Genomic DNA, 18,607 nt, shown 5'->3' with positions numbered 1-18,607 from the left:
TGATGTGATGAAGTGCAAAGTTAAAGAGCTTATTAACTTCTCGGGTTTCTGAAATAAACAGTCTTGATGAGATCAATTTAAATTGAATTGGTAATAACCCCTTTGCAGATACTACTTCGGGACGCTGTACGCCATATATGGCCGCTTAACGAAAACATCTTGTTTTCGATACCCTCAGCCGTTGCTGCCCCTGCTTGGGAGTTATGTTTCAAAAGGAGAATAGAATGTTAAAGCAAGTATATGATGCCAGTGGAGCGAACACAGGAACATTCGACGGTGAGTACGTCTACAACTTATCTGGGCAGATGGTTCTGCGGAACGATGAAGATGAGGTCTACCACATGGAAATGCCGTGCAAATATGTTGGTGTCTTCGAAGGTCAGCAGGCTACAGACCGTAGCGGATCGCTTCTTTTTCGTTTAGAAGACTAATTCTGAATTGTTTTCGGTATAAAAAACATAACAAGGTCAAGCACAAGCGCCCAATGTAAAAAACGTATTGGGCTGGTTCTCGCTGTCGCTTGGCCTGTGTAGGCGGCATTAGGCATACAACTATGGTGAACAAAAATGGAAAAAGACGATTAAGAATATATTTGAGATCACTCTTTTTGTGGGTGTCATCGTTCTTGCTATATTACAGATAACTCGTGCAGAAAATGTTACCAATACAACCTTCCCACTTCTGTTAAGCAAATAAAAAAGCCAGTACAAATGTACTGGCTTTAAGGTTTTGATTAACTGTATGTTATTATTAACCTTCTAGTTTAGCTAATTCAGATTTTTGTTCGGTTAACTTGTCAATATCACGAGTTAAATCACCCATTTTTGCACGTTCTTTTTCAATCACGGCAGCAGGGGCTTTGGCCACAAAACCTTGATTAGATAATTTGCCTTCAAGGCGGCTAATTTCTTGGCCTAATTTTTCAAGCTGCTTATCAATACGTGCCATTTCAGCAGCAACGTCAATTAACCCTGCCATTGGGATTAATAGCTCCATTTCGCCCACAAGTTGGGTGGTCGACATAGGGGCTGTTTCACCGTCGGCTAAAATGGTCATTGACTCAAGTTTGGCTAGGGTTGTAAAGAAGGTTTGGTTGGCTTCAATACGGGCTTTATCTTGTGCGCTAACTCCACGTAGTAATGCATTTAATGGCTTAGATGGGGCAATGTTAAGTTCGGCACGAATGTTACGCACCGCAACAATGACTTGCTTAACCCATTCAAGATCTGCCATTGCCTGCGCATCGACCATTTCAGCTTGATAACGAGGGAACTCGGCTAACATTAGGGTTTCACCAGTCACATTGGTTAGCGGTTTAACGCGCTGCCAAATGGTTTCAGTGATATAAGGCATAATTGGGTGCATTAAACGCTGCATTTTTTCTAGCACTGTCACTAATGTGTGACGTGTACCACGTTGCTCGGCTTCGCTACCATTTTGCAATACAGGCTTAGTTAACTCTAAATACCAGTCACAGAATTGGTTCCATGTGAACTCGTACAAGGTGTTTGCCGCTAAGTCAAAACGGTAAGCTGCCATGTGATCATCAAAGGTTTTCACTGTTTGGTTGAATAAACCAATAATCCAACGGTCAGCAAGTGAAAGTTGCATTTCACCCGGCTTGCCATCAACAAGAATTTGGCCGCAATCTAAAGGTTCGCCTGCTTCATTGCTGTCAGGATCCGCTTGCACTTCGGTATTCATTAATACGTAACGTGATGCGTTCCATAACTTATTACAGAAGCTGCGGTAGCCATCAAGACGCTTCATATCCCAGTTGATATCACGACCGGTTGATGCCATTGCTGCTAGGGTAAAGCGCAGTGCATCAGTACCGTGGGCCTCAATGCCTTCGGCAAATTCTTTGCGGGTACTTTTTTCAATTTTGGCAGCCAATTGAGGTTGCATCATATTGCCAGTACGTTTGGTTACTAGGCTTTCAAGATCGATACCGTCAATCATGTCTAATGGGTCAAGCACGTTACCTTTTGACTTAGACATTTTGTTACCGGCTTCATCACGAATAAGGCCCGTGACATAAACGGTTTTGAAAGGCACTTGTGGTTTGCCATCTTCATCTTTAATGAAGTGCATGGTCATCATGATCATACGGGCAACCCAGAAGAAAATAATATCAAAACCTGTTACCAACACGTCAGTTGGGTGGAAGGTTTTTAAATCTTCTAAGTTGTCAGGCCAACCTAAGGTGGAGAACGTCCATAGTGCAGAACTAAACCAAGTATCTAATACGTCTTCGTCTTGGCGTAATACCACTGAGTCCGCAAGCTTATGTTTAGCACGTACTTCAGCTTCATTACGGCCAACATAAACTTTGCCGTTTTCATCGTACCAAGCTGGAATACGGTGTCCCCACCAGAGTTGGCGTGAAATACACCAATCTTGAATGTCACGCATCCAAGAGAAGTACATGTTTTCGTACTGCTGTGGCACAAACTTAATGTCACCATTTTCAACTGCTTCAATAGCGGTTTTGGCCATTGGTGCAACCGCTACATACCATTGGTCTGTAAGTAGTGGTTCAATGACTACGCCACTGCGATCTCCATAAGGAACTTTTAATCCGTGTGGGGCGATTTTTTCAAGTAAACCTAAGGTTTCAAACTCTTCGACAATTGCTGTGCGCGCTTTGAATCGATCAAGGCCAACATAACGCTCAGGTATAGCCAGTTCGATATCTTTGTTGGGTGTGCCGTCAGTGTTAATCACTTCAGCAAAAGCACGTACTGCGGCATCTAAAGTGAAGATGTTGTACATAGGTAATGCATGACGTTTGCCAACTTCGTAGTCGTTAAAGTCATGAGCTGGGGTGATTTTTACACAGCCAGTACCAAATTCCATATCGACATAATCGTCAGCAACGATAGGGATCAAACGGTTTACGATTGGCAATAAGATAAATTTGCCAATTAATGACTGATAGCGTTCATCATCAGGATGCACAGCAACAGCACTGTCGCCTAACATGGTTTCAGGACGAGTAGTGGCAACTTCTAAATAGTCTTTACCATCAGCCGTTAATGCACCTTCTGCTAATGGGTAGCGGAAGTGCCACATGTGGCCTTGTTTTTCTTTGTTTTCAACTTCTAGATCTGAAATTGCCGTATGCAGTTTAGGATCCCAGTTAACTAATCGTTTGCCGCGATATATTAATTCATCGTCATATAAACGAACAAAGACTTCTTGAACGGCTTTAGACAAGCCTTCGTCCATGGTAAAACGTTCACGGTCCCAATCAACAGAGGCACCCATACGACGAAGCTGTTTGGTAATGGTACCGCCAGACTGCGCTTTCCATTCCCACACTTTGTCCATAAAGGCGTCACGGCCTAAGTCGTGGCGAGTTTTGCCTTCTTCTGCTTCAAGCTTACGTTCAACCAACATTTGAGTTGCAATACCAGCGTGGTCAGTGCCCACTTGCCATAAGGTATTTTTACCTTTCATGCGTTGGTAGCGGGTCAAGGTGTCCATGATAGTATCTTGGAAAGCATGGCCCATGTGCAGGCTACCTGTCACATTTGGCGGCGGGATCATGATGCAGTAATTGCCTTGTGATTCATCACCGTGTGGCTTGAAGTAACCTTGCTCTTCCCAGTTTTGGTATAGAGCTTGTTCAATAGACTTAGGATCGTATGTTTTTTCCATGGGATCGTTTTATCTCAATCTAAATTAAGTGTTTATTCGGCTAATGCTTGGGTGGCAACTTGGCAACCCAGAGTCTGATATTGACGATAGCGTTGTCTGGCGACTCGCTTAAGCGTTTCATCATTAGCCACAAAATCGATAATATGAGGCAAGTTTACCGCAAATTGAGGCACTTGGTCTGCAAGATTAATCAGAACTTGGCGACTTTTATTGGGGCCAAGGGTATCAAAGCCAATTTCAACAGGGGCTCCTGTGGTCGGGCCTTCACCTTTAAGATTGTGCGGCACAAATAATCTTGGCTCGAATTGCCATAATAATTCGTCAATCTGGTAGGCATGTTGCTTGCTTTGACAATGAATATACACCTGCTTTTGTTCTCTATAATGCTGCTCTGCTAGTCGGCAAGCAGCCAGATTGACGGCATCTAATGCGCTTATTTGATTATGATTATCAGGCATAAGGTAAAACAAAGTTTGCGGCATTTTATTGATGCTTATACAGGTGAGTAAGGTATTGGCGAGTTTACACTAAAACGGCGGTGGGGTTAATGGGGGATTTTGTGAGTAGGTTGACTATAGCCAAATAAAAAAGGTGAAGAATTGCTTCTTCACCTTTGATTCATTCAATAATGAATTATTCGCTGATTTCAACACCAGAACGATTAATTAAGAATTGGGTTAAAATTGGCACAGGACGACCTGTTGAGCCTTTATTCGCTCCGCTATTCCAAGCTGTGCCTGCCACATCTAAGTGGGCCCAGTTGTACTTTTTCGCAAAGCGAGACAAGAAACACGCAGCAGTGATAGAGCCCGCGGGACGACCACCTAAGTTGGTCATGTCAGCAAATGGGCTTTCAAGTAAGTCTTGATACTCATCCCATAAAGGCATGCGCCATGCTCGGTCACCACTTTGCTCACCGGCATTTAAAATTTCATGGGCAAGTGGATTATGTGAGCTGAACAAACCTGAGGCGTGCTTACCTAATGCAATCACACAAGCACCGGTTAAGGTTGCGGTATCAATTACCAACTCAGGGTCAAAACGCTCAACATAGGTTAATACGTCACATAGAACTAAACGTCCTTCCGCATCAGTATTTAATACTTCAACGGTTTGGCCTGACATGGTGGTTAAAATGTCACCGGGGCGATAAGCACTGCCCGATACCATATTTTCACAACCGGCTAATACGCCAATAACGTTGATTGGTAGCTTCATTTCACATAGCGCTTTCATGGTGCCAAGCACGCCTGCAGCGCCACCCATGTCATATTTCATTTCATCCATGGCTTCGCCTGGTTTTAATGAAATTCCGCCTGAGTCAAAGGTTAAGCCTTTGCCAACAAGTACGATTGGTTTTTGAGTGGTGTCGACTGCGCCTTGATATTCCATAATGGTCATAATGGATTCGTTAGCACTTGCACGACCAACAGCAAGGTATGAGTTCATCCCTAGCTTAGCCATTTGCTCTTCGCCAACAGTAGAAACTTTTAGGTTTTCATAAGTTTCAGCCATTTGACGCGCTTGAGAAGCAAGGTAAGCCGGGTTGCAAATGTTAGGTGGCATGTTCGCAACATCACGGCATAAAGACATCCCCTGTGAAACCGCTGAACCATGTTCAATTGCACTTTCGCCAATGGTCAATTCACGACGTGTTGGCACATTAAAGACGATTTTACGTAATGGTCGACGTGTTTCACCTTTACGGGTTTTTAGTACGTCAAAGGTATATAAGCTTTGCTGTGTTGTTTCAACGGCTTGACGTACTTTCCAATAAGTGTCGCGGCCTTTAACGTGTAACTCAGTTAAAAAACACACAGCTTCCATTGAACCGGTTTCATTTAAAGTATTGATGGTTTTTGTGATGATTTGTTTGTATTGGCGCTCGTCTAACTCACGCTCTTTGCCACAACCAACCAATAATACTCTTTCGCTTAGTACGTTAGGCACATGATGTAATAATAGCATTTGTCCTGGCTTACCTTCTAAATCGCCACGACGTAATAGGTTACTAATATAACCTTCACTAATTTTATCCAACTGCTCTGCGATACCAGATAATCGGCGAGGTTCGTAGACACCAACAACGATGCAAGCTGAACGTTGTTTTTCAGGGCTGCCGCTCTTTACGCTAAACTCCATGAGCACTCCTAGATTCTTAAAGACAAATTTTTATATTTATAAGATAATGTTCTTCATTCGGCCATTATTGGCCACAGAACAACTTTGAGGTGATAAGCTATTGGCTTAGTTGGTAAAATAAGCGTTTAAGTTGACGCTAAATATTTGCCGTAAACCAGAGCTTTTTAGCACCTTACGAGCTGGTCAGAAAACTATCAAAACTGCTAAAAGTAAACAGTTTACATGAAAGTTACTCTGATACCAGTAAAAAGATAAGTTTACCTGCCGGATCCTATTTGTGATTGTATTTAGATACTTGTTTGGCGAAGTTTTAAAAGCGCAATTTGCAGTACTGCTAGTATTGCTAACTATTTTTGTAAGCCAACAATTTGTTCGTGTTCTCGCTGACGCTTCCGATGGCGATTTTCCTGCTTCGTTAGTGATGACTTTGTTAGGGCTTAATTTACCTCAGCTCACGGTTTTAATTTTACCCTTGAGTTTCTTTTTAGGTATTTTGCTGGCTCACGGCCGGATGTATGCTGAGAACGAAATGGTGGTGCTGCATGGCGTTGGAGTGAGCGAGTGGTATGTGACTCGAGTTACCTTAACGCTAGCCCTTATTAATATGATATTCACCGGATATTTGTCTTTGTATGTCGCGCCTTGGGCAGAGGAAAAGCAAAATCAAGTGTTAGAACAAGCTCAGTCCGAAGCGGGTTTAGCGGCATTAGTGCAAGGACGTTTTCAAACTAGCCCGAATGGTAGGGCTGTACTGTATGTTGAGAAAATAAGTAAAGATAACAAGTTAGATAAGGTTTTTGTTGCTCAGCTTCCAAATATCAAAGAGCAGGGTGGTGAAACGAATGTGATTGTGGCAAAGGGCGGCAAGGTGATTGAAAGTGACTTTGGCAGCCAACAATTACAACTGTCTGACGGTCTTCGCTATCAAGGATCTTCTGAGGCTGTTAATTATCAAATTATTGAGTTTGGTGGCTACAAAATGGAGATTAAAGAGCAGGAAGTTGATCAACGTCGCCGAAAACTATCTGCGCTTGGGGTTGATGATTTATTGGCAACACCGGGCCCTGAGGCCATTGCCGAATTCCAATGGCGTTTAGCGCTACCCATTGCCATTCCATTAATGACACTTATTGCGGTTCCTTTGGCTAGAGTCAATGTACGCCAAGGCAAATTTGCCAAAATGTTTCCTGCCATTTTATTGTACCTAGGTTATTTTGGGTTAATGGTTGCCGGTCGAAAAGCGTTAGAAGATGAAGTGGTTCCATTATATTTAGGTATGTGGTGGATCCATGCCAGCGCATTATTTATGGGCATATTCTTACTCAGTAAAGAGCGTCCTGTTGGGGCAAGATTATTTAACTTATTTAAACGTAATAAGTCGGTGGCCGCATGAATATTATCGATTTATATATTTCTCGAGTCATCCTTAGTACCTCAGCATTATGCCTACTTATTTTAACGGGCTTATCAGGCATCATTAAGTGGGTTGATCAATTACGTCTTGTGGGGCGTGGCACTTATAGCATGATGGATGCAGTTGTTTATGTGTTGTATTTAATTCCTCGTGATATTGAAATGTTTTTCCCTATGGCCGTGTTATTGGGGGCATTAATTGGCATGGGGATGCTGGCATCAAATTCAGAATTAGTGGTGATGCAAGCATCAGGAATGTCTCGCTTACAAATTACCCTATCAGCAATGAAAACCGCTATACCGTTAATGATTCTGGTGATGGTGTTAGGGGAGTGGGGGGCGCCAATTGCTGAAAAAACAGCAAAAGAATTGCAAGCGACGAAATTATCAGGCGGTAGCTTAATTAAATCTAAAAGTGGCGTTTGGGCAAAAGATGGAGATTTGTTTGTTAATATTGGTGAGGTGGAAGATATTGATAAACTTAATAATATTACTCTATATCAGTTTGATGAAGATTTAAAGCTGGTTAAGTTAACCCAAGCACAGAAAGCAGTATTTCAACAAGATGAGTGGCAGTTAAGGGAAGTCAAAACCACGCAGTTAACTGATGACAGAATTGAATTAGTCGAGACCCCGTCAGAGCAGTGGCGTTCAACGCTAACGCCAGATAAGTTAAGTGTGGTTTCGGTTAAACCTGAGGCGCTATCTATTCAAGGGCTATTGGGCTATTTAGATTACCTAGAAGCTAACCAGCAAGATGCGAGTCGTTACGAATTGGCTTTGTGGCGTAAAATTATGCAGCCTGTAACCGTTGCGGTAATGATGTTAGTGGCATTATCTTTTGTATTTGGCCCTTTACGCACTGTGACAATGGGGGCCAGAGTGTTGTTTGGTGTGGTGGCGGGGTTTGGTTTCTACATCAGTAATCAAATTTTTGGCCCAATGAGTATGGTTTATGAACTCCCAGCAATTATCGGTGCTATCACTCCCAGTTTATTATTTACTGCTGGCGCAGTGTATTTTATTCGTAAATAGTCTACATTTATCTTAAGTTAACTACAGATATTCAGCAGAGGTGAATAGTGAGATTTTTTAAAATAGGTTTAATTATAGCTATTAGTAGTTGCATGGTGGCGAATCCTGCTTTTTCTAAAAATGATAAGGATAAAGAACAAAACATTGGAAAGAGTAAAGAATATCAAAGTAGTAAAACCAAAGACATTGATAAAAAAACTCGTGACAATGATAAGACTAAAGATTATTACGATGGAAGGGATAAAGATCGTAACAATGATAAGACTAAAGATTATTATGACGGTAGGGATAAAGATCGTAACAATGATAGAACCAAAGATTATTACGATGGAAGGGATAAAGATCGTAACAATGATAGGACTAAAGATTATTACGATGGCAGGGATAAAGACCGTTATGACTCCAAGGGGAAAGGGCTTCCTCCTGGATTACAGAAAAAAGTAGACCAAGGTAAACCTTTGCCACCAGGCTGGCAGAAGAAGTTAGCCAAAGGGGATATTCTATCTAGAGATATTTACGATCGTGGTCGAGTTGTTGTGCCTGTTGGTAAAGATGGTTCTGTGTCGGTTGATGTGGATGGCACGGTTATTCGGTTATATGAAAATACCCGTGAAATCATTGATATTCTTAAAAGGTAACAACCTTAGGTCACAAAAAACGCGCTAGATGCGCGTTTTTTGTGTCTGTTGTTTATGCACCGTGCCAATTACGCATTTGGTTTGCTTCGACCGATAAAACAACAACTTCAGAGCGTGTGAGTTTATCTTGTAGGGCTAGTTTTTCGCTGTTCAGTAAAATGTAGATATTACCTATTCCACACAGTGACCAAACTACACGGGCACATGCGGTAATAAAACTGAGGTTTTGACCATTAGGGTGTTGTACCTTTAAGCGCCACGCTCGCATACCTAAGGTTTGTCCCCCTTTACTCCAAAACAGGGCGTAGAACCCAGCAACACATAACAGTAACCATAATTGGTAAATGCCTTTATATAAAGGTGTATTGTGCAGTGCATCTGAAATATGCTCGTGGCCCGCCATCGGGATTAAGCCTATGCTGGTTAAGCCAAAGAAAAAACCAAAGCCAATAGCACCGGCAAGCATATACACAGCGACCGCCAGCAATAAATCGTAAATCATTGCCCCTAAACGACGAAAAAATCCCGCTCGAGGAAAATTAGCGTGATCAGAATTTAACATGGTGAACCCTTAAGCTAATACTAAATGTAATGAAATTAAACGTCGTCTTCTTCACGGACAAACTTTATGCTGCTAAAACCAAAGCGGGCAAACTCAGTTTTACGAAAATCTTTCTCAGCTTTGGCGCCTTTTTTTGATGTCATCGCAATTTGCTGCTCCATTGCTAAAAAGCGGGTTAAATCTATGCCTTCTGCTTCTGCTGCGGCTTCATATAAGTCATGGTGTTTGTCATAACTAAATGCAATTGTTTTTGTTTTACCTTTAAAGGTATAAATTACTTGGCGTGCCATTGAACATCCTCTAGCGATTAGATTTCGCTTCTAAAAATAAAATAAACTGCGCCGAGTATGCACAGCCCTGCCCATAGATAATCAAGCTTGAGCGGTTCTTTCAAATACCATACTGCAAAAGGAACAAATAAGCTGAGGGTGATGACCTCTTGTAGTATCTTTAATTGTCCCACGTTCATTACGGTATAACCAATCCGATTTGCTGGTACTTGCAATAAATATTCAAAAAATGCGATTCCCCAGCTCACCAGTGCCGCAATGATCCACGGTTTACTATTGAGGGTTTTTAAGTGGCCATACCATGCAAATGTCATAAAAATATTGCTTAAACACAATAATCCAATGGTAGTGAGTGTCGGGTTTATCATGATGGTGTATTGGCAGGTTCAGAAAAATATAAATAATGAGCATCTGCACCATAACTGGCTAATGAGTCAGTTAATACTGATGGTAGTGACTCTAGCGGACTAAACTGGTGTTTGCGCCAAAAAGCGCAGGCGCCCTGAATGGCGATGAGTCCAATGCCATTAAAATTTAATAATGTCATCGCGTTTTTTACTTCAGCAACGAGCTTATTGGCAATACCTAATCCCTGTGCTTTTGGTGATACCGCCATGTCATGAATATATAAACAATCTGCTTGTTTAATGCTCGGTAAAACCATATCAAGCTTCGGTGCCTTTGCTTGATACCAAGGGTGTGCTAATACATACGCTATCACTTGGTTTTTGTACTCAACCACAAAACAGCTTTGGGGTGAACGATGCCATTTGCTTTGCATAACCGAAAGTGGCTCAGGAGTGATTTGCTGATAGCAATCGTGTTGAATAGCCATAATTTGTGGCCAGTCCTGCGGGTTGATGGATCTTATTTTCATTTAACGCTGTCAAAGTGCAAAAGGGAGCATATTATACACTCAGTCAGGTATTGACTCATAATATTTATGTTTAAGCTTAGTTTGACAATATCAAGGAATAATTATGTCTGCTTGTTTATCTGGTTTACTAAAAATAGTGCTTATTAGTTGTTATATATTTAGCTATGGCGCGAGTGCGGCTGAAGTCACTTCAGCTTCGGTCTCTTCTGGTTTTGCTGCATTTTCAGCGGGTCCCGTCATTAAAGATTTTGGTAAAATTGCTAAGGTGGATTCTAATTTAGCGATTCCGGCCAAGATGAAATTTAAGGTGGCTTTTGATTTAGGTAAGGCGAGCGATGTTGGTAAGGTAAATCGCCAAATTGATACTTTAGCGCGGTTTATTAATATGCATGTTGATGCGGGCGTCAAGCTTGAAGATATTGAATTAGCCATGGTGGTTCATGGAAAAGCAGCAATCGATATGACAAAGAATGCATTTTACAAACAGGCGAATAGCTCTGATGCTAATGTAACAGCGGGTAATGCCAATGCTACCTTGATTCACGAATTAACAAAGTATCAAGTGAAGTTTTATGTTTGTGGCCAAACTGCGGCATATTACGGAATTAGTCCGGCAGATTTGTTACCGGGAGTGGATATGGCTTTATCGGCATTAACAGCACATGCTATTTTGTCTCAACAAGGGTTTAGTTCAAATCCATTTTAATACCAATCACAGTAAATAAGTGGCCAGAAATAGCGTAGGAAAAATGCGTAATAATAAGGCAGTTTTTGGTAAGTAGTTATTCTACAATCAAAAAATCTAACGCAGTTATCAGGTGTTTTCACAAGCTAGAATAAACAGTTATTACGATTACTATAATTGCCACTATCAGCCGTTATCAATGGATACCGGCTAGCATGGTTTGTGAGCTATTTTTACTTTAATTCATGCCGCTTAATTATTATTGGCTAACAAACACAATGCATTATGTTGATTGTTAGGCATCAACAAATAGGTTTTATGGTGTTTAATTAAACTGGTTTTTTTATTGGCTTGGCTAAGCAATAAGCCATGATGATATGCGGCCTTTGCAAGCAGGTTTTCATCACCACGCACATACAGCGCGACAGGTTTAATTATTTCCCCTTCGTGGCGATGTTGCGTCAATTGAGTTTGACAAATAACCACGCTAGATTGACCGTCAGCGTCTAATTTAAGCTTAGTGGTAATAGGCGTATCTGTTACGACTAACCAATCTTGTTGTGTTAATTCGGCTAACATGTCTTCTAACGCTTGACTTAACTGCTGCGTTTTTGCGTTTTGATAATGGTTGACGATGTTTTCAAGCAGCACTTTTAATTGCGCGCCTGCGCCTTGGCTACGAGCTAAACGGATCCATTGAGTTAAATCGTCAGCAACCAATTTTGAAAATCGTTTTTTCTTGAGAGACTCCACCATCCAGTTACATAAAAAATGACTTTCTTGGGCTGCCGTTCTTTGACCTTTTTGCTGGCTATTTGACATGGTCAGGTCATTTATGCCGGCAATTGCAAGCGCTAATAAGGCCTCGTTATAAGTTTCTGTTATGGTCATATCTATTTAGTCCAAAATGTCATTAGGGCTATTTTACTTGCAGTTAATCACTATCCCTAAGCCTTTATTAATTATATCCAAGTGGCATGAATGATAATGGATAGGTGTAACTGCAAAGGCTGTTGTAGGCACTTTTATCATGTTGATGGCATAGCCATAAAAATGGGTATAACCTGAGTTATACCCAAACATGAGCAGTCCTGATTTGTCGCTAATACAAATTGCTTATTTAATTTTTTTGTACTTCACGCCGTCTTTTGATTTGCCAACAGTCACCCTGCGACCTGTCATGCTTTTTTCGGCAATCATTTGTGCACTGGCATTGTCGTCACGCTGCTTGTTTTTAGCAAAACTGCGGCGTTTTTGAATTTGTTTTAGCAATAATTCACGGTTACTCACTTCATAACCTGGCACTGAAATTCGACGGATTTTTTGCCCAATCAGTTTTTCAATATCGGCTAAAGTGCGTTCTTCTTCTCGGCTAACAAAGGAAATAGCTACGCCTGATTTACCCGCTCGGCCGGTACGACCAATGCGGTGAACATAATCTTCAGCTAAAAATGGTAAGTCGTAGTTAACTACGTATTCTAAGTCAGGAATATCAAGGCCACGGGCCGCCACTTCAGTGGATACTAATACTCGCACTTTGCCTTCCATAAATTCACGTAATGCACGGCGACGGCTGCCTTGGCCTTTTTCACCATGCACCACTGCGGCTGGAATACCATCTAGAATAAGCTCTTTAACGAGATTGTCAGTGTCTTCACGGGTGGCACTGAACACTAATACTTTATGCCAGTTTTTCGTGCCGATAAGTTCAGATAACAGTTCGCGTTTGCGACGCTGCTCAACGGGGTAAACCACTTGGCTGATGGTGTCAGCAGTACTGTTTTGATCATTCACCGCAATCAATTTTGGCTTGTCCATCATATCATTGGCAAGCTTTTTAACGGCGCTAGAGAAAGTGGCTGAGAATAATAAGTTTTGACGGTTTTTATTTACAGCTTGCATGATTTTGGCAATATCTGCGCTAAAGCCCATATCGAGCATACGGTCGGCTTCATCCAGTACTAAAAAGTCTACGTGCGATAAGCTTAAGTTACACGCAAGGATATGCTCAAGTAGACGTCCTGGGGTTGCCACGATGACATCCGCCCCGCGCTTTAGTTTTACCGCTTGGCTATCCATTTTAACGCCACCATAGATAGTTAATACATTGATGTTCATGTATTTACCATAGGCTTGAATGTTGTCTGCAACTTGCGCAGCTAATTCACGGGTTGGGGTTAAAATCAGCGTGCGGGTATTGGATGCCAATACCGTTTTTGGCTGTTCGATCATTTTTTGCAAAATAGGCAAAGCAAATGCAGCGGTTTTACCTGTACCGGTTTGAGCACTGGCTAATACGTCGTGACCACGACGAATTGCAGGAATCGCTTGGCGCTGAATTGGTGTCATCACCTGATAACCGCATTCAGCGATCGCGCGTAAAATTTCGGGTGCGAAGCTAAAAGATTCAAATTTCATGGTTTCAGTTCCTGTAATGCAGCAAGTCAACGTTGGTTAAAGGCTATTTTAGCAAATCGTAGCTGCCTACACTTGCTATCTCAAACTCAGTAACCATTTTAAGGGCGCGGAGTATAACAAACTTTTGTTTAAATCCTGAACTTTATCTTTGGTTCAGGCATAAAAAATGGCAATCAATTTAATTGCCATTTTATCCGTTGGTTTAAATATCGTTAACCTAAATAGCGGCAGTTACTTTATTCAGCCATGTAAGCTCATCGCCTTGCATCAAGGGCGCTAAGGTTTGACGAACTTTGGCATGATATTGGTTAACCCAATTAACTTCAGTGTCGGTTAATAAGGTTTTATCTATTAATCGTACATCCATTGGGATCATCGTCAGAGCATCAAACTCAAGCATTTCTCTTTCTGCGCCAGCAAGCGCTGAGCAGGGCTGAACTACAACGAGGTTTTCGAGGCGTATGCCAAAGCCATCTGTGCGGTAGTACCCCGGTTCGTTGGATAACACCATACCTGGCATCAATGCCACGTTATTGACATTTTTGCCAATACGTTGCGGACCTTCATGAACACTTAAAAAATGGCCAACACCATGACCAGTACCATGATCATAATCAAATCCATGTTGCCACAGGTATTGACGAGCAAAGGCATCTAGCTGTTGCCCTGAGGTGCCTTTAGGGAAACGGGCTAAATCGAGCGCAATATGTCCTTTAAGTACTAAAGTCACCATTTTCTTTTGTTCATCGGTTACATGGCCAATGGCGATTGTGCGGGTGACATCTGTGGTGCCGTCAAGATACTGCGCACCAGAATCAACAAGATAAATACTATCCATTGTCATGGTCGCTGGGGTGCCATTATTGTGGTTGTAATGGCACATTGCCGCATTAGCACCAGTTGCTGAAATAGTGTCAAAGCTGGGTTCGCGGTAAAGCGGATCGGTTAAACGATAGCTTTCTAATTGTGTGGCCAGCGCAGCCTCATCATGCATTATGTTTTGTTCGACTTGACGGTCTAACCATGCCAAAAATTTTGATACGGCAACGCCATCACGAATGTGGCAGGCTTTCATGCCTTGAAGTTCAGCATGGTTTTTTTGTGCTTTTGGTAGAGCAACTGGATCTAGCCCTGCAATGAGTTTTGCCCCAGCTTGCTGTGCTTGCAGCTGACAAAAAGCATTAGCAGCGTTTGGATCGGCTAATAGTTTTACGCCTGCAAGATTAGATAAGGCTTCTTTTAGTTCACTTTCATCTTTAACAATAACCCCATTGCCGACATGTTCACTAAAGCCTGCTGGCACTTTGTTAAGATCGGTAAATAGGGTCATATCACCGTTTGCAGCTAATAGGGCGTTACCTAAAATGACCGGTAAGCGGGGCACATCATTGCCACGAATGTTCAGTAGCCAACAAAATGAATCTAACGCCGCAATAAGCGCGACATCTGCGCCTTGTTTTGCCACTAATGCGCCTATTTGCTGACGCTTTTCAAGGCTGGTTTTACCTGCCGATTCGTTGCTAAATAAGCTAAAAGGGGCCGTTGGCAATGTGGGTCTGTCTTGCCAGTGCACATCAATTGGGTTTTGTTTGACATCAACTAACGCAATTTGTGCTTTATCTAAACGGCTTATGGCTTGTTGATACCAAGCAAAAGTATGCAAACGGCTATCAAAACCAACTTTGCTACCGGTGGGTAAGGTGTCGGCTAGCCATTCAATTTGTGGGTCGTCAGTTAAACTGAGGTACTGAAACAAAGCGCCATCGACTTGTTGGCGAACCTGCACGGTATAACGGCCGTCGGTAAAAATAGCCGCAGTATCTTTGAGAATGATGGCCATCCCCGCTGAACCGGTAAAACCGCTAGCCCAGTGTAACCGTTCATTTCTTGCTGGAACGTATTCGCCCAAGTACTCATCAGCACGAGGAATAATAAAGGCGTCAATTTGTTCGATTTCAAGTTGTTGACGAATAGCGGTAAGGCGTGAGGCAATAGCAGGTGAATAAGGCATAAATAAAGTCGACTCCAATAGCGAGATTGAGCGAGAAAGTGAGCCTGATTATCTCAGGCTCTGCGAATGAGTTGCAAGTTAAGCTTATTTAAACTTGACCTAATATATAGTCAATTTATATTGTATACAATAATTGAAGGCGACAGTGGTTTCTATCGCTAATCCTAGTAATGAAAAATGACAAAACGGAGTTGCAATGACAATTGGCGTCGGCACACAAACTCAGCAACAAGCGCTAGATGGCTTAACAAATATGACTCAGGGAGTTGAGGCAATTAGCCTTGCTGAGTATCAAATGCGAATAGCTAAGGCGCAAGGTTTGATGCAAAAGGCGGGGATTGACGCACTGTATCTTAATGCGGGTACTAATTTATATTATTTTACTGGCACTAAATGGTATGCCAGTGAACGCATGGTAGGCGCTATTTTACCTGCCAAAGGCGAGTTGCAATACATAGCTCCTGCATTTGAGTTAGATACTTTACAAGGTTTTATGGTGATAAAAGGCCATGTGAATACTTGGCATGAAGATGAAAGCCCTTATGCCTTATTTGCCGAAGTTATTAATAAAATGGGACTTTCTGCTAAAGATGTCACCATTGGGATTGATGAGTCGAGTGCTTTTTTTATCAGCAATGGCATTGCCAATGCGCTAAGTGCCTCAAATAGCGTAAATATTAACAAGTTAGTTGATGCTAAGCCCATCACCGCTGGTTGCCGGATGCAAAAGTCTGCTACTGAATTAGCACTTATTCAACGAGCAATGGATATGACGCTAGAGGTGCATAAAGCGGCGGCAAGTATTTTATATGAAGGTATTACTACCGATGAGGTGACGCGCTTTATTGATGCGGCTCATCGCAAAGTAGGTGCGGCAAATGGCTCATATTTCTGTATTGTGTTATTTGGTGAAGACAGTGCTTACCCGCATGGGGTGGTGTCACCTAAAGCCTTGTCAAAAAATGATACGGTGTTAATTGATACTGGCTGTCAATTACATGGATATAACTCAGATATTACTCGTACTTATGTGTTTGGTGAGCCCAGTGCTCGTCAACGTGAATTATGGCAAATTGAACAAGATGCTCAGTTTGCGGCTTTTGCTGCTGCTCAGCTTGGTACGCCATGTGGTGATGTGGATGTTGCTGCCAGAGCGGTTATCGAACAAGCTGGCTTTGGCCCAGGTTACGCTGTTCCGGGGTTACCACACCGCACAGGACATGGTATTGGGTTAGATATTCATGAATGGCCATATTTGGTCAAAAACGATCGTACACCTCTTGCTGTTGGGATGTGCTTTAGTAACGAGCCAATGCTATGTGTGCCGGGGGAATTTGGTGTTCGTCATGAAGATCATTTTTATATGACCGAACAAGGACCAAAGTGGTTTACCTTACCAGCCAAATCAATTGATGATCCGTTTTATCTTGGATAACCATCGATACTATATTACTGTGATACAAACCTCCATCAACCTAAATTGATGGAGGTTTTTATGTCTTGCGTTGTTTCAGTATCAGTATGAGTTAGTTGTCCTTAGTTACGTCTGATAAAGGATTCTATATAAGCTGCAGAGCGAGCATTTAATATAGGATCTGCCGATGGTGATATACCTTTGGGTAATTGTAACGGATTAAAAATACCCTTATCGCACTCTAAAGTGGCTTTGGAATCGTCATGCTGACCGTTGATAATCACTTGGCCGATTAACAGTCGTTTTCGAGAGGTCGGCCAAACAATCGTTGGATCATTCACTTTATCTTGTTCTTCGGCAAGTTGAACAAACAGATCCCAAGTGGCGGGGGTGCTGGCAATGCGTTCAGTTAATTCTTGTTGTAAAAAATGATCCGGCTTTTGAGCTAGCTCATTTGCTGATACGGCTCTCACGCCATTTACTGGCTCAAAAATCCATCTCCCCGCAACGGATTCACCATTTTTTGAGGTGAATATAAAGCTATTAACACCAAAGTAGCGGTTATCAGCATAACTGATTGTAGATGGCAGTTTTTTTACATAATCAAAAAAAGCCTTAGTATCAGGTTTATTGTCAATCAACCATTGCTTACCTTCATTACCTTGTTTTATTTTGGTTTGAAACGTAAAGAAATCATCAAGATTACTGGCAAAAAATACCTCGGCATTTGAGGTTACAAAATGCAAACTTTCATTGTCACCATTTAGCTTTAGCGACATAAAACGGCCAGTGGTTTTATCTGATGACAGTGGATTAATCCCACCTAAAGAAAAGCGGGCAATAATATCAATATTAGCTTGGGTGAAAAACGGAATAGCAAATGCATCAGTGGCTTGGGGATTGGGCTTAAATACACCTGAAGTACAAAATCCATTTGCATGATTGCGTAACTTTACTTTTTTACCCGCATCGCGGCTAAGTTCATCAGGGGTACCATTAACGGCATCTACTAATTCAGAGATAGTTTTTTGTGCGGCTTCGGTGGGTAACGTCAACATTGGTAAAGCGGTAAATAGACTTGCTTTGATTAGCATAGAGAGTGTGCGAGTTTGCATAGTCATCCTATTGATTCGTTTACGTGGTATTGGGTAAAGAAAGGCAAAAGCTGATATTTATTGCACTATGACAAAAATAAAATGCTTGAAGATAAACTAGCTTAGCTCACAATGATGATAAAAGATGTTGGTTTGATATAGTAATTTTATGTTTGAGATGCATTTAGCTATGTGGATATTGGTTATATGTATTTTGAATAGGGGCAGATGAGCCTGCAAGTATCCCAAATAGGTATATTTTGGTTAAGACGACATAGACTTACAGCAATGTCTAGCTTGCTCATCTGTACTAAAGGGTATTCTTACAAATCTGACTAAAAGTAATGTCGGAAATTTCAGTGTCA

Annotated in this window: 17 protein-coding genes; 6 read left to right on the top strand and 11 right to left on the bottom strand. The window is 41.8% G+C overall.

Features of this window, described 5'->3' with window-relative positions; genetic code table 11:
- The first annotated feature begins 224 nt into the window (after window positions 1-224).
- Window positions 225-431, top strand: coding sequence for a hypothetical protein (locus HBH39_RS13370; protein ID WP_167679065.1), 207 nt, complete (start codon window positions 225-227; stop codon window positions 429-431).
- Window positions 432-750: 319 nt separating this feature from the next.
- Here the strand turns inward: HBH39_RS13370 and HBH39_RS13365 are convergent, their stop codons facing one another.
- The 3 genes from HBH39_RS13365 to pepA all read right to left on the bottom strand — a co-directional run bounded on the left by HBH39_RS13365 (window position 751) and on the right by pepA (window position 5,805).
- On the bottom strand, window positions 751-3,663 hold the full coding sequence (locus HBH39_RS13365) for a valine--tRNA ligase (protein ID WP_167679063.1): 2,913 nt from the start codon (window positions 3,661-3,663) through the stop codon (window positions 751-753).
- A 32-nt stretch (window positions 3,664-3,695) separates the two neighbouring features.
- Window positions 3,696-4,145: a DNA polymerase III subunit chi gene (locus tag HBH39_RS13360; RefSeq protein WP_167679061.1), complete on the bottom strand. Its 450-nt coding sequence runs from the start codon at window positions 4,143-4,145 to the stop codon at window positions 3,696-3,698.
- Between the two features lie 151 nt (window positions 4,146-4,296).
- Window positions 4,297-5,805 carry a leucyl aminopeptidase gene (gene pepA / locus HBH39_RS13355; RefSeq protein ID WP_167679059.1) on the bottom strand — a complete coding sequence of 503 codons (1,509 nt, stop codon included), beginning with the start codon at window positions 5,803-5,805 and terminating at the stop codon, window positions 4,297-4,299.
- A gap of 277 nt (window positions 5,806-6,082) precedes the next feature.
- Here pepA and lptF point away from each other — a divergent pair, with 277 nt between their 5' ends.
- From lptF to HBH39_RS19835, 3 genes are read left to right on the top strand one after another with little or no spacing between them, the layout of a single operon-like run.
- Entirely contained in the window at window positions 6,083-7,198 is a 1,116-nt protein-coding gene (lptF, locus tag HBH39_RS13350; RefSeq protein WP_167679057.1) for an LPS export ABC transporter permease LptF, read from the top strand.
- Window positions 7,195-8,253 carry an LPS export ABC transporter permease LptG gene (gene lptG, locus HBH39_RS13345; RefSeq protein WP_167679055.1) on the top strand — a complete coding sequence of 353 codons (1,059 nt, stop codon included), beginning with the start codon at window positions 7,195-7,197 and terminating at the stop codon, window positions 8,251-8,253. The genes lptF and lptG overlap by 4 nt, the downstream gene beginning before the upstream one ends.
- A 47-nt stretch (window positions 8,254-8,300) precedes the next feature.
- Window positions 8,301-8,891, top strand: a complete 591-nt coding sequence (locus HBH39_RS19835) for a hypothetical protein (RefSeq protein ID WP_244325653.1) — start codon at window positions 8,301-8,303, stop codon at window positions 8,889-8,891.
- Window positions 8,892-8,943: 52 nt separating this feature from the next.
- Here the strand turns inward: HBH39_RS19835 and HBH39_RS13335 are convergent, their stop codons facing one another.
- The 4 genes from HBH39_RS13335 to HBH39_RS13320 are packed head-to-tail and all read right to left on the bottom strand — an operon-like array spanning window position 8,944 to window position 10,620.
- Window positions 8,944-9,453, bottom strand: a complete 510-nt coding sequence (locus tag HBH39_RS13335; RefSeq protein WP_167679053.1) for an RDD family protein — start codon at window positions 9,451-9,453, stop codon at window positions 8,944-8,946.
- A gap of 35 nt (window positions 9,454-9,488) precedes the next feature.
- Window positions 9,489-9,743: a DUF2960 domain-containing protein gene (locus HBH39_RS13330; RefSeq protein ID WP_167679051.1), complete on the bottom strand. Its 255-nt coding sequence runs from the start codon at window positions 9,741-9,743 to the stop codon at window positions 9,489-9,491.
- Window positions 9,744-9,760: 17 nt separating this feature from the next.
- Window positions 9,761-10,111, bottom strand: a complete 351-nt coding sequence (locus HBH39_RS13325; protein WP_208764163.1) for a DMT family protein — start codon at window positions 10,109-10,111, stop codon at window positions 9,761-9,763.
- On the bottom strand, window positions 10,108-10,620 hold the full coding sequence (locus HBH39_RS13320; protein ID WP_432280119.1) for a GNAT family N-acetyltransferase: 513 nt from the start codon (window positions 10,618-10,620) through the stop codon (window positions 10,108-10,110). Before HBH39_RS13320 ends, HBH39_RS13325 begins: the two co-directional genes overlap by 4 nt.
- 103 nt (window positions 10,621-10,723) lie before the next feature.
- On the opposite strand from HBH39_RS13320, the gene HBH39_RS13315 reads away from it, so the two are divergent.
- A complete protein-coding gene (locus tag HBH39_RS13315) occupies window positions 10,724-11,326 on the top strand; it encodes a DsrE family protein (protein ID WP_167679047.1) in 603 nt (200 codons plus the stop codon).
- 231 nt (window positions 11,327-11,557) lie between these two features.
- Here the strand turns inward: HBH39_RS13315 and HBH39_RS13310 are convergent, their stop codons facing one another.
- The 3 genes from HBH39_RS13310 to HBH39_RS13300 all read right to left on the bottom strand — a co-directional run bounded on the left by HBH39_RS13310 (window position 11,558) and on the right by HBH39_RS13300 (window position 15,734).
- Window positions 11,558-12,196, bottom strand: a complete 639-nt coding sequence (locus HBH39_RS13310) for a DUF2913 family protein (RefSeq protein ID WP_167679045.1) — start codon at window positions 12,194-12,196, stop codon at window positions 11,558-11,560.
- 225 nt (window positions 12,197-12,421) lie between these two features.
- Window positions 12,422-13,723 carry a DEAD/DEAH box helicase gene (locus HBH39_RS13305; RefSeq protein WP_167679043.1) on the bottom strand — a complete coding sequence of 434 codons (1,302 nt, stop codon included), beginning with the start codon at window positions 13,721-13,723 and terminating at the stop codon, window positions 12,422-12,424.
- A gap of 217 nt (window positions 13,724-13,940) precedes the next feature.
- Window positions 13,941-15,734 (bottom strand): aminopeptidase P family protein, encoded by a 1,794-nt coding sequence (locus tag HBH39_RS13300; RefSeq protein WP_167679041.1) that lies wholly within the window; start codon window positions 15,732-15,734, stop codon window positions 13,941-13,943.
- A gap of 196 nt (window positions 15,735-15,930) precedes the next feature.
- On the opposite strand from HBH39_RS13300, the gene HBH39_RS13295 reads away from it, so the two are divergent.
- Window positions 15,931-17,169, top strand: a complete 1,239-nt coding sequence (locus HBH39_RS13295; protein WP_167679039.1) for a M24 family metallopeptidase — start codon at window positions 15,931-15,933, stop codon at window positions 17,167-17,169.
- 101 nt (window positions 17,170-17,270) lie between these two features.
- Here HBH39_RS13295 and HBH39_RS13290 read toward each other — a convergent pair whose 3' ends face one another.
- Window positions 17,271-18,263 carry a catalase family peroxidase gene (locus HBH39_RS13290; protein ID WP_167679037.1) on the bottom strand — a complete coding sequence of 331 codons (993 nt, stop codon included), beginning with the start codon at window positions 18,261-18,263 and terminating at the stop codon, window positions 17,271-17,273.
- Window positions 18,264-18,607 lie beyond the last annotated feature (344 nt).

This window comes from Shewanella aestuarii, from assembly GCF_011765625.1.
Taxonomy (GTDB): domain Bacteria; phylum Pseudomonadota; class Gammaproteobacteria; order Enterobacterales; family Shewanellaceae; genus Shewanella; species Shewanella aestuarii_A.
Note: the sequence above shows the minus strand (reverse complement) of the source record. Positions and strands in the feature narration are given on the sequence as shown.

Excerpts from the sequence above, each read along its gene's own strand:
- HBH39_RS13300 (WP_167679041.1), bottom strand. The coding sequence starts at position 15,734 with ATGCCTTATTCACCTGCTATTGCCTCACGCCTTACCGCTATTCGTCAA.
- HBH39_RS13325 (WP_208764163.1), bottom strand. The coding sequence starts at position 10,111 with ATGATAAACCCGACACTCACTACCATTGGATTATTGTGTTTAAGCAAT.
- HBH39_RS13365 (WP_167679063.1), bottom strand. The coding sequence starts at position 3,663 with ATGGAAAAAACATACGATCCTAAGTCTATTGAACAAGCTCTATACCAA.
- HBH39_RS13315 (WP_167679047.1), top strand. The coding sequence starts at position 10,724 with ATGTCTGCTTGTTTATCTGGTTTACTAAAAATAGTGCTTATTAGTTGT.
- HBH39_RS13360 (WP_167679061.1), bottom strand. The coding sequence starts at position 4,145 with ATGCCGCAAACTTTGTTTTACCTTATGCCTGATAATCATAATCAAATA.
- HBH39_RS13295 (WP_167679039.1), top strand. The coding sequence starts at position 15,931 with ATGACAATTGGCGTCGGCACACAAACTCAGCAACAAGCGCTAGATGGC.
- HBH39_RS13330 (WP_167679051.1), bottom strand. The coding sequence starts at position 9,743 with ATGGCACGCCAAGTAATTTATACCTTTAAAGGTAAAACAAAAACAATT.
- HBH39_RS13310 (WP_167679045.1), bottom strand. The coding sequence starts at position 12,196 with ATGACCATAACAGAAACTTATAACGAGGCCTTATTAGCGCTTGCAATT.
- HBH39_RS13290 (WP_167679037.1), bottom strand. The coding sequence starts at position 18,263 with ATGCAAACTCGCACACTCTCTATGCTAATCAAAGCAAGTCTATTTACC.
- HBH39_RS13370 (WP_167679065.1), top strand. The coding sequence starts at position 225 with ATGTTAAAGCAAGTATATGATGCCAGTGGAGCGAACACAGGAACATTC.
- HBH39_RS13320 (WP_432280119.1), bottom strand. The coding sequence starts at position 10,620 with ATGAAAATAAGATCCATCAACCCGCAGGACTGGCCACAAATTATGGCT.
- lptG (WP_167679055.1), top strand. The coding sequence starts at position 7,195 with ATGAATATTATCGATTTATATATTTCTCGAGTCATCCTTAGTACCTCA.
- HBH39_RS13305 (WP_167679043.1), bottom strand. The coding sequence starts at position 13,723 with ATGAAATTTGAATCTTTTAGCTTCGCACCCGAAATTTTACGCGCGATC.
- pepA (WP_167679059.1), bottom strand. The coding sequence starts at position 5,805 with ATGGAGTTTAGCGTAAAGAGCGGCAGCCCTGAAAAACAACGTTCAGCT.
- HBH39_RS13335 (WP_167679053.1), bottom strand. The coding sequence starts at position 9,453 with ATGTTAAATTCTGATCACGCTAATTTTCCTCGAGCGGGATTTTTTCGT.